The sequence below is a fragment of the Sphingobium sp. TomMM7A genome (assembly GCF_055397305.1).
This window is the reverse complement of record NZ_AP027311.1, coordinates 2,289,158-2,302,677: the sequence shown is the minus strand read 5'-3', so window position 1 is coordinate 2,302,677 and position 13,520 is coordinate 2,289,158. Positions and strand designations below refer to the sequence as shown.

The window sequence follows — 13,520 nt, the reverse complement described above, 5'->3', positions numbered from 1 at the left end:
GAAAGGAAGAAAAATAATGCCCGTCGCGGAATTGACAGTGTGAGGACCAACGGCTAATCGCGCCGTCCTACCCCGTGCCCAGATGGCGGAATTGGTAGACGCACCAGCTTCAGGTGCTGGCGATCGCAAGGTCGTGGAGGTTCGAGTCCTCTTCTGGGCACCATTTTTGGACGCTAAAGGCGCCAAGCGAGCGACTGATTTTACAGCGCTTTCGACAGAAAATTGCCGGACGCTGTCCTGCGAAATCCAATTATAATCTCCAGTAATATATCGCTTTTGATGATCCTTCCGGCGGTGCGGGCGGTACCCGGCTTGACCAAGCAGGACTTTTCGCGACCATGCTGTTAACCGCCGAACCAGCGCATCGACATTGGAGAAAAGCATGGATCAGAGGACCGGACGTCGGACGTTCATCGCCGCAGCGACCACGTTGACGCTATTCCCGCGCTTGGCCGTGGCGACGCAACGGCCAGAGGCACCTGCACCAAAAGCCATGCCCCTGATGCCCCGGCCGGTCGACGGTGATGGGCCGGGGTTCAAACCCTTGTTTGACGGTCGCACCCTGGCGGGCTGGCGCGGTGATCCGCGATACTGGCGCGTGGAAGACGGCTGCATAGTTGGCGAAGTGACGCCGGACACCCTGCTTCGGAGCAACACTTTCCTGATCTGGGAAGGCGGGAGGCCCGAGGATTTCGAATTGAAGGCGGAGTATCGGATCACCCCTGAAGGCAATAGCGGCGTCAATTACCGCAGCACCGTTGTCAAAGACGCGATCACGCCTACCAATCGCTTCGCCATGTCGGGGCTACAGTTTGATATCGACGGCCGGAATCTCTTCACGGCCATGGTCTACGAGGAACGGGGGCGCGGCTTTATCGCCCGCCGTGGTCAGTTTGCGCGAACAACGTCACCGCCGTCGCAAATAATCAGTTCCATTGGTGAGTCCGGCCCTCTGAAAGCAGCGATCAAAGCTGAATGGAACGAAGCCCATATCATCGCCAAGGGTCCGGCCATCTATCATCTGTTGAACGGCCAATTGATGGCGGCCGCGATCGATGAGTCGGCGGATCGTCGGCGCAAGGGCGAAATCGGGATGCAGGCGCACGTAGGTCCGCCGATGAAGGTGGAATTCCGCAACATCCGGTTGAAGCTGCTGTAGCGCAATCCGTGAAGGGATCGGCTATGGAAGCGTCGGCGTTGGCGCTTATCCGATCATCATCAGGCTGGCATTACCTCCAGCAGCGGTCGTGTTGATGGAAATCGACACTTCTTCAAGCAACCAATCGCAATGATAGGCAAGGGGCTGGTCCGGCTCAGCTGCATGAACGGAAATGATAGGCCCCGGCATCGCTGTGACTTCCGCCAGGGCTCGGGCAACGGCTGCCCTGTGTCCTTCCACCAGCGCAACTGCATAAGGCCCGTCAGGCAGGCCAGCGAATGCAGCGGCGACATTTGGGGGCAAATCGTCGGGAAGCGCCTCCACAACCACGCCCCGGTTCCCGGTCGCAAGGATGGCGGCCATCTGTTCGAACAAGCCATCCCGGCTCTGCGGCATCATCCACACCTGACCACGGGGATGCAGGCTGTAAAGGTTGCGTTCCCCGACTGGTCCGGCGAGCGCGCGTTCCACTCCAAGAGTAGAGGCGGCGGCATAGGCACGAGCTTTCCTCGCGCTGCCGATTTCTCCCTTTTCTTCCAGCCAATCCGCGAAATCATGGATGGGTGAAACAGGATGCCGCGACTTCCATCCACATGCGAATGGCCGCGTCACCAGTCGGTTAAGATAAAGCGGCCCGCCAGCCTTGGGTCCCGTTCCAGAAAGCCCGCAGCCCCCGAACGGCTGGACGCCGACAACTGCGCCGATCATGTTGCGGTTCACGTAAAGGTTGCCCGCCCTCACCCGCGATGTGACATAAGAGATGGTCTCATCGAGCCGGGTGTGAAGGCCGAAGGTCAGCCCATAGCCAGTGGCGTTGATCGAATCGATCAGCGTGCCCAACCGCTCCCGGCGAAAACGCACGACATGCAGGACCGGGCCGAAAACCTCCCGCTCCAACTCGGCTATATCGTCGATCTCGATAATCGTTGGCGCAACGAAGGTGCCGTGTGCCGCCTCGGCAGGCAGGGTGAGTTGATCAACCCGTTTTCCGCGCACGCGCATTCTGGCAATGTGCTGATCGATCCCCGCCTTTGCCGCCTGCGTGATCACCGGGCCGATGTCCGTCCTCAGCGCATCGGTGCTGCCAACGCGCATTTCCCCCAACGCGCCCTTGAGCATCAGGAGAATGCGATCCGCCACCTCTTCCTGCAGGCAGAGTATGCGCAGCGCGGAACAGCGCTGACCCGCGCTGTCGAATGCGGAGACCAGCACGTCCGCTACCACCTGTTCGGCGAGAGCGGACGAGTCGACGATCATCGCGTTCTGCCCGCCCGTTTCAGCGACAAACGGAATAGGGCGGCCTGCGGGTGAAAGCCTCTTGGCAAGTTGGCCCTGAATCAGTCGCGCGACGGCGGTCGATCCTGTGAACATGACGCCGGCGGTTTCCGGCGCCGCCACCAGAGCGCTGCCCAAGGCACCATCGCCGGGCGCCAATTGAAGAGCATGCCGGGGCACGCCCGCCTCATGCAGCAAGCGCACGGCCTCCGCCGCGATCAGTGGCGTTTGGACTGCGGGTTTTGCCAGCGCCGGATTGCCTGCAACCAGAGCGGCGGCGACCTGACCGGTGAAGATCGCGAGGGGAAAATTCCACGGACTGATGCACAGGATCGGTCCCAGAGGCTCCTGCCCGGCGCCGAGATTAGCCCGTGCCTGCGCGGCATAATAGCGGAGGAAATCGACCGCCTCGCGAACCTCCGCGATCGCGTTGGAAAGAGATTTTCCGGCTTCGCGGATCAACAGGCCGAGCAGGATGGGCATGCGCGCCTGCATCGCGTCGGCGGTGCGTTCCAGAATGGCTGCGCGCTCCTCCACCGGCCCGCTTCCCCAATCGGATGTCGCGGCACGGGACATGAGGGCTGCGGCGTCCCCGGCCGCCAGTTCCACCACCGTGCCGACCCTGTCCCGATGATCGGCCGGATTGCGTATGGCGCGCGCCTCCCCTGAACCAAAGGTCGGCGCCGCCATCCATTCGATCGCGGCGCTATCGCGAAGGGCCTGCGACAGGGCGGCGAGCGTGCTTTCATCGCTAAGGTCAAAGCCGGTTGAATTGCGGCGGTCGGGATACAGATCGGTCGGCAGGACGATCAGGTCATGCTTCGCGCCGGGATGGGGCATGGCACGGACCACCTCGGCCGGATCAGCGATCAGATCCTCGACCGAAACCGTCGGGTCTGCGATACGATGGACGAAGGAAGAGTTGGCGCCATTCTCAAGCAAGCGGCGGACCAGATAGGCTAGCAGCGTCTCATGCGTGCCAACCGGCGCATAGATGCGGCACGGGCGGTCGAGATTTTCCTTGCCCACGACCTGTTCGTATAGCGGCTCTCCCATGCCGTGCAGGCACTGAAATTCATATTGGCCGACGCTGAAATCCGGCCCGGCAATGCGGTAAATGGTCGCGAGGGTCTGCGCATTATGGGTCGCAAATTGCGGAAAGATCGCATCGGGGGCCGCAAGCAGCTTTTTTGCGCAAGCGATATAGGCGACATCGGTGTGCGCCTTGCGCGTGTAGACCGGGAAGTCGGCAAGGCCGTCCACCTGGGCGCGCTTGATCTCCGCGTCCCAATAGGCGCCCTTCACCAGACGGACCATCATGCGGCGTCCTGCACGCCGGGCAAGATCGATGATCCAGTCGATGACGAAGGGGCAGCGCTTGCCATAGGCTTGAATGACGAACCCCAGGCCCTCCCATCCGGCCAATTCCGCATCTGTCGCCAGACTTTCGAGAAGGTCGAGGGAGAGTTCGAGCCGGTCCATTTCCTCGGCATCGATGTTGAGGCCGATATCATAGCTTTTGGCGAGCAGAGCCAGTTGCCGCACGCGGGGCAGCAATTCCCCCATCACCCGATCCGCCTGAGAGCGGGCATAGCGGGGATGCAGCGCCGAAAGCTTGATCGAGATGCCGGGGCCTTCATACACGCCGCGTCCGCGCGCCTCCTTTCCGATCGCGTGAATGGCACGCTCATAATCGGCATGATAGCGGTCGGCATCGGCCCCGGTCGTCGCCGCCTCACCCAGCATGTCGTAGCTGTAGCGGAAGCCCTTCGCTTCCAGCCTGCGAGCTCGCTTCAATGCCTGCTCGATCGTCTCGCCCGTCACGAACTGTTCGCCCATCATCCGCATGGCGAGATCCACGCCGCGACGGATCACTGGCTCCCCCGCGCGCGCCACCAGCCGGGTAAGCGCGGCGCCCAGCCCATAATCATCGACGCTGCCGACCAGCTTGCCGGTCACGACCAGGCCCCATGTCGCTGCGTTGACGAACAGTGATTTGCCGCCGCCCAGATGCGATCCCCAGTCGCCACCAGAAAGCTTGTCGCGGATCAATGCGTCGCGTGTCGTCTGATCGGGGATACGCAGCAATGCTTCGGCGAGGCACATCAGCGCCACGCCCTCTTCACTGGAAAGTGAATATTCCTGGATCAGCCCTTCCACGCCGTTGCCCCTGTGGTTGGCGCGGAGCGTGGTCACGAGCAGGCGGGCGAGTTTTCTGATCGCTTCGCGATCCGATGGCTCAAGAGTCGCGGCTTCCAGCAGCGGCGCGATGCACGCGGGCTCTTCCCGCCGGTAGGCGGCGGTGATCGCTCGCCGAAGAGGTGACTGGGGACGTATGGGCGGCGCAAAGCCTTGGAAGGGCACGCGTCGGGTCATGGCAGCTCCAACTACCCTCCATCATTGGGCCTAAGAATCGCATATATGGATGGATTGACCCAATTCAGCATCCCGGTCGGGGAAAAGCTGGAAAATCACTCTATCTGGACTTGTTCGCCGCCTTCAATCGACGGAAATCTCAGACAAACCGCCCCGTCCCATGATCATGTGTTGATAAGTGTCCACAAAATTCTTATGCATCCGGCGGGCACGCTACTTCCCTGCATGGATGAGGGTAAGTCGATCCCCACATTCTGCGCGTAATGGTCGTCGGGCGCATATCCATCTCCGGGACGGCCGAAATGTCAGTTTCTAAAAGATCGGAAGCACGAAGATAATGTACGATCCCAGAGAAAATGCTGCAGCTGATATTGCAGCTCACCTCCACTCCTTCACGAATTTGGCGACCCATCCTGAGGTCGGTCCCCTCGTTATAACAAAGGGGGACGGCGTCTTCGTGGAAGATGATCGGGGGAACCGCTATCTTGAAGCTGTATCAGCGCTGTGGTGCGCCTCTCTGGGCTTCAGCAACGAGCGTCTGGCCAAGGCGGGCAGCGAAGCGCTGCGTGGATTACCCTATTATCACACCTTCACCGGCCGTTCCAATCCAGCCGTGATCGCGCTGGCCAACAAGCTGTTGTCGATCGCGCCCGTGCCGATGTCGAAGGTGTTCTTCGCCAACAGCGGATCTGAAGCAAACGACTCTGCTGTGAAGCTGATCTGGTATTATCATAATGCCATCGGCAAGCCGGAGAAGAAGAAGATCATCGCCCGACGCAATGCCTATCACGGCGTTACCGTGGCGTCGGCCAGCCTGAGCGGGCTTGTCACCAATCATCGCGATTTCGACCTGCCCATCCATAATATTCTGCATACCGATTGCCCGCATTACTTCCGCTACGCCGAACCGGGCGAAAGCGAAGAGGATTTCGCGACCCGACTCGCCGACAATCTTGAAAAGCTCATTCTGGAAGAAGGGCCGGAGACGGTCGCTGCCTTCTTCGCCGAACCGGTCATGGGTGCGGGCGGGGTCCTTACGCCGCCGACTACCTATTTCGAAAAGGTCCAGAAGGTACTGGCGAAATATGACGTGCTGCTCGTCGCGGACGAAGTGGTGTGCGGCTATGGCCGGACAGGTGAGATGTTCGGTTCGACCACTTTCGGCATGAAGCCCGATATCCTCACCACGGCGAAGGGGCTGTCATCTGGCTATGCACCGATCTCCGCCGTGATGGTGAATGAGAAGGTCTATGCGCCGATCGCCCGGAACAGCGGCACCATCGGCACCTTCGGCCACGGCTTCACCTATTCGGGCCATCCGGTCAGCTGCGCCATCGCGCTGGAAACACTCAAAATCTACGAAGAAGATAATGTCGTCGGCCACGTGCAGTCGTTGATGCCGCAATTCCAGAAGGCGTTACGGAGCTATGAAGGCCGCAAATATGTGGGCGAAGTACGTGGGGTCGGCCTGGTCGGCGCTATCGAGCTTTATGCCGATCCTGAAAACCGGACCAGCTTCGACCCCGCAGTAAAGGCCGGGTCGCGCTTGGTCGAAATCGGGCTGACGCAGGGCCTGATCGTACGGGCGCTAGGCGATACGATCGTCTTCTGCCCGCCGCTTATCATCACCGCCGAAGAGCTTGACGAGCTGTTCGCTCGGTTCGAACGTACGATGGCTATCTTCGAAGAAACCATCGGCTAACAGCCCGGCATCGGAGTAACGGCTGCGCGACGCAGCGGTTGCTCCGGTCCGGCCCCGGTTGCCGCGCGGCTCACCCAGCGTCAGCGAAGCGCGACAAACAGTGCCGCGAAAAACAGGAATGCAGCGGTCCACCGATCCAGCCGCCAGCGGGGCGGCGCCATCTTCTGGGCGGCGACCAGGCATGTGAAAAATGCGATCCAGGCGAGATTCATGACGCCGCCCACAAACAGCAGCAGCATCAGCGCCCAGCAGCAGCCCAGACAATAAAGTCCATGCCGCATGCCGATCTGGAACGCGCCGCCTGCACCGGGGCGCCAGTAGCGATGAATGAAGATGAGCGGCGACTGGCAGTTTTCCAGGCAGCGATGCTTGGCGGGCGTCAATTCATAGAGAGCCGCCACCAGCAACAGGCCAGCAGCGCCCATGCGGCCACCCAGAGACAGCGTCGCGGCTGACAAATAGCCACCATGCAACAGCAGGGCCTGTGCGCCAGCCGCGATCGCTGAAAAACCTGTCCATATGAGCAGATAAGAGCCCATGACCATAAGGCTGTGCAGCAAACGCGCATAGTCACTGGTCGCTCGAGCAATCCGCGCATGCAGCAATATCATGGGCGCGGCGGAAGGAAGCATCATGGCGACCATCATGATCGACCACATGGCGAAGGCGGCGAGAAAATAGCTGGGCGACAAGGGCTGGATGGCCATGGGCATCGCGCCCATCGGCATGTCCGCCATTCCTTCCCCCGCCATGTCCCCCATTGAGGCGTCCGGCGTGGAAATGAGCCACATCCAGGCCATCATCACCAGCAGCAGCAGCGCCGCTCCGACGATCAGGTTGTTTCGCGACAATAGCTGATGGACAACAGAAGGGGTGCCGTCTGGTGGTGGCACCGGCCTAATGGACAACGCCACTCTCGGTCAGGTGAAGCTCGGCGAACTGCGCATGGGAATCGCTGAGCTGCACATCGACCGGCCCCTGGGTTTTCGCCCAACCGCGACCGACCTCGCACACATCATATTCAAAACCCTGGGGCAGGTTGATGCGCGCGCGATGCGCTTCTCCCGTCACCGGATTGACGATCGGTTCGCCACGCGCGTCGATCCAGCCGGGAACATTCAGCCGGGCGGATCGGCCGTCAATGTCCACCCGTAGGTCGATGGGCGCGAATACGGGATCGTGCACCTTGGTGTAGGTCGTGGCAAAAACCTGGAAGAAGGTGGCGCCAGGCACAGTGTCCAGCCCGCTCATGATGCGCAGCAACGCTTCTCTCTGCGTCGGGTCCGCCCGCTCATCGACGATCGGAACGGCTTCGCCCATGCCTTCATGGATCGGCCCCGGCCAGGCGACGATCAGGCCGATGCGTAAGCCCGACAGGTCGGTGTCATCATGATGACCCTGTTCGATGTCGATCGCCGCAACGGCCTGACAATGGCCATGCGTCGGCAACGCATTGAACTGGCAGGGACAACCATAGGCGCAATTGCAGTGGACAAATTCCTTGCCCTTGATGGTCCAGCGCGTGGCCATGGGACCTCTCCCGCCTTGAGTCTTGGACGGGGTCAGCATAGCAGCTTTTGCTGTTGTTCAACAGGCCGAAGCCTGCCCTGCCTTGGGCTTCTGAGGCTCCTGCGTTTGCGCGCAGGAGCATCATTCAGAATTTATGAGGGGGTGACCGCAGCCCTTTTCGGGCGACGATCCAGTTCAGGCACGGCTAAGCGGCATGGCAGCCATTTCAAGCGGCGGCAGCTGCGCGGGATGGGGGATCGTCACCTCCACTGGCACTACCGGCTCTACCTCCGGCACCCGTCCACGCATTCCATGATTGGCTGCCCAGATCGCAGCCTGGGTGCGGTTCTTGACGCGCAGCTTGCGCAGCACCGCCTTAACATGGACCTTCACCGTCGCCTCGCTGATTTCCATTCTCTTGGAGATCACCTTGTTGGGGCACCCCATGATTAACCAGCGCAGAATTTCCAGCTCGCGATCCGACAGGCTGGCGGCATCGACTGGCCGGTCAACCTCCAGCGCGTCCGTGAGTGTCGGTCGCGACTGCAATTCATCGGCGAGTTGCGGTGGGAGCACCCGTTCGCCCATCGCCACCAGATGCAGCGTCGCCACCAGGCGGTCGCAGCTGATTTCCTTGATGATATAACCCATTGCACCAAGCCGGAAGGCCTTCAGCATCGTCTGGAAATCGAACCGGTCGGACAGAACCACCAGATAGGAACAGGGAAATCGCCGTTGAAGGACGGCGACGCTGTCCGCATCAAGTTCTTCGGTTCCATTATCGACCAGGAGCAGCGACGGTCCGGTATCTTCTTCCGGCACCTCCGCCTTCTGGAGTGCAGCGGCAATATTGGGATATTGGTTAACCCGGAAATCTCGTTCAGTGAGAATCCGGCTCAGCCCTTCTCTAACAATTGCATTACCGCACAACAGACGCACATTGACTGGGTAAGCCATTGGGTATTCCCCTCATGATCCCTTCCACCTTCGTTAGCAGGCCCCAAACGAAGCGTGAAAGACCAGTTTCCAAATGCCTGCAGTGCGACCCTTTCTTTTCGTTTCAATAAGTTATGACTAGCATATTTGCGCGACAAGAGTCCTGAACTGCTCGCGGAAATTTGGGGTTAGTGTCAGAATTCGCTAACGAACTGTTAATGCGTTATATTCTGACTTTAACCTTATGTAGTATGCCGTACGTGCAGAGCGAGATATACTACTTTAGTCTTACGGCCGACGACACTGATCAAGCATATGCCTGAGCCGTCGCCGTTGCGAGTCTCTATTTGTTAACGCGGAAAATTAACCATGTTTCCAAACGAGTCCAATGACTTGGATCGCCGGAATTTTTTGATGTCGCCGCTGCTGGCGCGCAAGCCTGCTCGAGACTCGCGAAGGCGGGGCTTTCTTGCCACAGCCGCCAGGGGGAATCCGGTAATAAGGCTTCCGCTAAAAGGGAGCGTTGACCCCGGACAGTCTTGCTATCCTGTCTTCAGGAACCGTTAGGACCGCCACCGCCGGTATTGCTGCCGCCACCGCCGCCGCCCATGCCACCGGCTCCCACCGTGCCGATGTTCCCGAAAATCTCGTCGAACAGGCTGCGATGACGGCCAAGGGTCGGCGTCTTGTCGCCCGCAGGCGATATCTTGGCGACCTGCTCAAGCCCCATGCGATCCACGGCAGTCACATTGCCCGCCGGGTCGAAACGGACATGCAACACGGTCTGGGCCACGGGCTTGGGATTGGAGAAGGCAAGCGCCCGCATGTCGCGCGACACATAATACCAGTCCTGATCACCGAATTGCGCGGTGAAGCTGGGTCGGCCCAGCGTTCCTTCAACGGAGGCACGGTTGTCGATGCCCGGCTGGATCGAATCGACCAACAGCTTGTCCACCTGATAGCCCTGATGCGTCCGGATGCGGGTGCAGGCGGATGTGCCGAGGACCAGCGCGCCAAGGCCGACGGCGAGCAACAGATGTCGGCTGAACTGACGCATGAACTTCTCCTGCCGGGACAGGCCCCGGGAAAACGCGAAAACCAAAGCCGCCATTGCATCGCGCGGCCCGCCGATCAATATGGAAATGCGCGACCCCCGGCAAGGGGGCCTCCGCTCAGCTCAGCCAGGAAACTGCTTCGACATGCCAAACCTATTCCAGCGCCTGTTCGCGCGAACCGATCCCAAGGAAGCGATGCAGCTGCTCTATCAGGCCATCGTCCACGAGGGGCGTCAGCCGCACTGGTATATGGAAGGCCAGGTCCCCGACACCATGGACGGCCGGTTCGACATGATCGTCGCCATCCTCGCGCAGGTGCTGATGCGGATGGAAGCGATCGGCGCCGCGCAGGAGAGCGTTTGGCTGACGGAATTATTCGTCGATGACATGGACGGCCAGCTGCGTCAGGAAGGCGTGGGCGACGTCGTGGTGGGCAAGCATATCGGCCGGATGGTGAGCGCGCTGGGCGGCAGACTGTCAGCCTATAAAGCTGCACTACTGGGCGAGGCGGAGCTGCGGGAAGCGCTGGAGCGCAACCTGTATCGTGGCGCGACGCCGGGTGATGGTGCGATCAATCATGTCGAATCTCGCTTGCGATCGCGCTGGGTTCGGCTTTCCGCGTTGCCGCTGGACGCATTGCTGACCGGAGATATTGGATGAGCAACCCTGCACCCGAATTCTCTCGCCCGGTGCGCGCTGATCAGATCGTGCGGCATGCGCAAGGAGTGACGATCACCGCCGACGCCAACGAGCGGGAAGCACTGGCGAAGCGTTTCCATCTGCTTTCGCTCAGCCGCCTTGAAGCCGATTATACGCTGAGCGAAAATGATAGCGGCATCGAAGCACGCGGGCGCGTGCGGGCGGAACTGGCCCAGCCCTGCGTCGCTACCGGCGTGGCCGTGCCCGAGAAGATCGACACCGAATTCCTGCTGCGCTTCGTCGCGGAGCGCGGCGATGAAGGCGATGACGAAGAGATGGAGATCGATTCGGAGGATTGCGACATCATCGGCTTTGATGGGCAGACAATCGACATGGGGGAAGCGGTCGCCGAAACTATGGCCTTGGCCATGGCGCCCTATCCCCGTTCTGCCGACGCAGACTCCTATTTGCGGGAAGCGGGCGTCCTTTCGGAAGAACAGGCCAGTCCTTTCGCTGTCCTCCAGTCTTTGAAGGACAAGAAGTCCTGACCTGACGACGCCTTCCGCGTTTTGCTTTCGTTCTTGCTGTGGCATAAACCCCTGCCATGGATTCCGGGCCGCGCAAGATCATCCATATCGACATGGATGCCTTTTATGCGTCGGTCGAACAGCGCGACGACCCAACCTTGCGGGGCAAGCCGATCGCCGTGGGCGGCGGCGGCCCGCGAGGGGTCGTTGCCACCGCCAGCTATGAGGCTCGCACATTTGGCGTGAAATCGGCCATGCCCGGCGCGCGGGCGCGGCGGCTCTGTCCGGACCTTCTGTTCGTGAAGCCTCGGTTCGAGGTCTATCGCGCCGTTTCGGCTCATGTGCGGGAGATTTTCGCCCGCTTCACCGACATCATTCAGCCGCTGTCGCTTGATGAGGCTTATCTCGATGTCACGGTGAACAAGCCGGGCCTGGCCTCCGCAACGGTCATCGCCCAGGAAATCCGGCGCATGATCCACGAAGAAACGGGCCTCACCGCCTCGGCGGGCGTATCCTACAACAAGCTGATAGCCAAACTCGCTTCAGATCAGAACAAGCCGGACGGCATTTGCGTCGTGCGACCCGGCGAAGGAGCAGGCTTCATGGCGGAGATGCCTGTGCGACGCATCCATGGCGTGGGGCCGGTGACGGCACGGCGGATGCAGGCGTTGGGGATTGAAACCGGCGCCGACCTTCGCGCCCGCGACCTGCCTTTCCTTCAGCAGCATTTCGGCAGCGCCGCTCCCTTCTATTATCGTGCCGCGCGCGGTGAAGACGATCGGCCGGTCCACGAGCGGCAGGAAAGGAAGTCCGTCAGCGTTGAGGACACATTTTTCGACGACCTGATAACGCAGGACGCGCTGGTCACAGAAATAGACCGTATCTCGCAAAGCCTCTGGGGAAGGATCGAGAATAGCGGCGCCTATGGCCGCACCATCGTCCTGAAAATCAAATTTGCCGATTTCCGAATCATCACCCGGTCGAAAAGCATGGGCGCCCCAGTACGGTCGCCCGACTTGCTGGCGGAAACGGCGCGTGCCCTGCTACTCGCCCAGCTGCCGCTACCCATGGGGGCTCGGCTGCTGGGTCTTGGGGTGCATAATCTCGACGCCGAAGAGCCGGTCGAGGGAGGCCAGCAGCTCAGCTTTGTCCTTTAAACCAGATCAGAAAGGCAGCCAGTTCCGCTTTTCCGTGAACTTCATGTAGCCAGCATTGATGCCCAGTCGATAACCAACGCCCAAACGGATCGGGATCAGCACTACGCTGCCCCAACGCAGGTAGCTGGCTGTGAAGCCACCGACGAGATAGGCCGTGCCTTCGGCAGCGGGGAAGCGGTGATAAAGGTCCTGCGTGTCGTAGAGATTATAGACCAGGACGAAGGTGTTGGACGCATTGCCGCCCACATCGAAGCCGATGGATGGCCCGGTCCAATACACCTCCCGCTTGCCTTCCACCTTATGGTTGAGCGTGCCGGATCCATAGCGCAAGCCAACGACAAAGGCGCCGGATGCTTCCCGACCGGCAATATAGGCGTTGGGACGCCCCTGATCCTTCAGGATCTTCTCGATCATGCCGGCAAGCCCCTCGGCCCCCTTGCCAAAGACGCCCTCGGCCGCCCCGATCAGGTCATCTTCCTGATAGGATTCGCTCGGGCTCAAGGCGGCGGGGGGCGAGTTGGACGTTACCGGCGCGCCGGTGGCGGTGCTGTTCGCCGCAGGTGGGGCATGATCCGGCGCCGTATTGCTGGGGAGCGGAACGCTGTGGTCGACGCCGGGGTCGGTCGGGGTGCTGTTCGCGGGCGGAACAGGCGCGAGGTCCGCGTCGATCGCGGTGTTGGGATCGACCGTGCGCACCTGCGCAGTCGCAACAATTGGACTGAACGCCATGCCCGCGGCGGCAAATGCCATCGCACCCCGCCGCACATTGCGAGCCGCCGCACGCCTTAAAATCCCGATCATGCCCGCTACTCCCCGAATTTTCCGCTCTTCGACCAACTATCAGATTATCGGAAAGCAAGCTGAAACGACAATGAACGAACGGCGACCCGAGTCGATTCTGGGCTGGAACGAATCCTGCGGACAAGTTTGTAAGAATTTCATGGCATACACCCGTTGCCTTGCGCGAAAGCCACCGTTATAGCGCTTCTCGCCTAGCCGCTGTCCCGCCCCAAGCGGGTATTCAGGCCATGTTTGGAGACGTGGGTGAGTGGCTGAAACCAACGGTTTGCTAAACCGTCGTGCTGAGAATTCGGCACCGAGGGTTCGAATCCCTCCGTCTCCGCCATACCCCTTTCGTATCTTGTTGAATTCAGTGAGGTTTCGGGTGACCCGCCAAATCGGAAC

General features: G+C 60.7%; 11 protein-coding genes and 2 tRNA genes. 7 read left to right on the top strand and 6 right to left on the bottom strand.

The genetic code is table 11. The annotated features are described in order from the left end of the window. Window positions 1–76 precede the first annotated feature (76 nt). Together ACZ5ZH_RS11495 and ACZ5ZH_RS11490 are read left to right on the top strand one after the other, a co-directional pair. Window positions 77–163: transfer RNA gene (locus ACZ5ZH_RS11495), tRNA-Leu, on the top strand. A 219-nt stretch (window positions 164–382) separates the two neighbouring features. Further along, window positions 383–1,159 (top strand): 3-keto-disaccharide hydrolase, encoded by a 777-nt coding sequence (locus tag ACZ5ZH_RS11490; RefSeq protein WP_464771597.1) that lies wholly within the window; start codon window positions 383–385, stop codon window positions 1,157–1,159. Between the two features lie 45 nt (window positions 1,160–1,204). Here ACZ5ZH_RS11490 and putA read toward each other — a convergent pair whose 3' ends face one another. Continuing rightward, window positions 1,205–4,810, bottom strand: a complete 3,606-nt coding sequence (gene putA / locus ACZ5ZH_RS11485; protein WP_464771596.1) for a trifunctional transcriptional regulator/proline dehydrogenase/L-glutamate gamma-semialdehyde dehydrogenase — start codon at window positions 4,808–4,810, stop codon at window positions 1,205–1,207. 337 nt (window positions 4,811–5,147) lie between these two features. Between putA and ACZ5ZH_RS11480 the strand changes: the two genes are divergently transcribed. Beyond that, window positions 5,148–6,512 carry an aspartate aminotransferase family protein gene (locus tag ACZ5ZH_RS11480; RefSeq protein WP_464771595.1) on the top strand — a complete coding sequence of 455 codons (1,365 nt, stop codon included), beginning with the start codon at window positions 5,148–5,150 and terminating at the stop codon, window positions 6,510–6,512. Window positions 6,513–6,592: 80 nt separating this feature from the next. Here ACZ5ZH_RS11480 and ACZ5ZH_RS11475 read toward each other — a convergent pair whose 3' ends face one another. The 4 genes from ACZ5ZH_RS11475 to ACZ5ZH_RS11460 form a co-directional block, all read right to left on the bottom strand. Continuing rightward, window positions 6,593–7,363 (bottom strand): DUF2182 domain-containing protein, encoded by a 771-nt coding sequence (locus tag ACZ5ZH_RS11475; protein WP_464771594.1) that lies wholly within the window; start codon window positions 7,361–7,363, stop codon window positions 6,593–6,595. A gap of 46 nt (window positions 7,364–7,409) precedes the next feature. Beyond that, a complete protein-coding gene (locus tag ACZ5ZH_RS11470; RefSeq protein WP_460987085.1) occupies window positions 7,410–8,042 on the bottom strand; it encodes a DUF1326 domain-containing protein in 633 nt (210 codons plus the stop codon). A gap of 174 nt (window positions 8,043–8,216) precedes the next feature. Beyond that, window positions 8,217–8,978 carry a LuxR C-terminal-related transcriptional regulator gene (locus ACZ5ZH_RS11465; RefSeq protein WP_464771593.1) on the bottom strand — a complete coding sequence of 254 codons (762 nt, stop codon included), beginning with the start codon at window positions 8,976–8,978 and terminating at the stop codon, window positions 8,217–8,219. Between the two features lie 532 nt (window positions 8,979–9,510). Then, window positions 9,511–10,068: an outer membrane protein assembly factor BamE gene (locus ACZ5ZH_RS11460; protein WP_460987084.1), complete on the bottom strand. Its 558-nt coding sequence runs from the start codon at window positions 10,066–10,068 to the stop codon at window positions 9,511–9,513. 88 nt (window positions 10,069–10,156) lie between these two features. On the opposite strand from ACZ5ZH_RS11460, the gene ACZ5ZH_RS11455 reads away from it, so the two are divergent. The 3 genes from ACZ5ZH_RS11455 to dinB are packed head-to-tail and all read left to right on the top strand — an operon-like array spanning window position 10,157 to window position 12,335. Then, on the top strand, window positions 10,157–10,672 hold the full coding sequence (locus tag ACZ5ZH_RS11455) for a ubiquinol-cytochrome C chaperone family protein (RefSeq protein ID WP_464771592.1): 516 nt from the start codon (window positions 10,157–10,159) through the stop codon (window positions 10,670–10,672). Further along, window positions 10,669–11,199 (top strand): YceD family protein, encoded by a 531-nt coding sequence (locus tag ACZ5ZH_RS11450; RefSeq protein ID WP_449470539.1) that lies wholly within the window; start codon window positions 10,669–10,671, stop codon window positions 11,197–11,199. The genes ACZ5ZH_RS11455 and ACZ5ZH_RS11450 overlap by 4 nt, the downstream gene beginning before the upstream one ends. Before the next feature lie 56 nt (window positions 11,200–11,255). Beyond that, window positions 11,256–12,335 carry a DNA polymerase IV gene (gene dinB, locus ACZ5ZH_RS11445; RefSeq protein WP_464771591.1) on the top strand — a complete coding sequence of 360 codons (1,080 nt, stop codon included), beginning with the start codon at window positions 11,256–11,258 and terminating at the stop codon, window positions 12,333–12,335. Between the two features lie 6 nt (window positions 12,336–12,341). Here the strand turns inward: dinB and ACZ5ZH_RS11440 are convergent, their stop codons facing one another. Further along, window positions 12,342–13,136: a DUF1134 domain-containing protein gene (locus tag ACZ5ZH_RS11440; RefSeq protein ID WP_464771590.1), complete on the bottom strand. Its 795-nt coding sequence runs from the start codon at window positions 13,134–13,136 to the stop codon at window positions 12,342–12,344. Window positions 13,137–13,369: 233 nt separating this feature from the next. Between ACZ5ZH_RS11440 and ACZ5ZH_RS11435 the strand changes: the two genes are divergently transcribed. Further along, window positions 13,370–13,461: transfer RNA gene (locus ACZ5ZH_RS11435), tRNA-Ser, on the top strand. The last annotated feature ends 59 nt before the right edge of the window (window positions 13,462–13,520 follow it).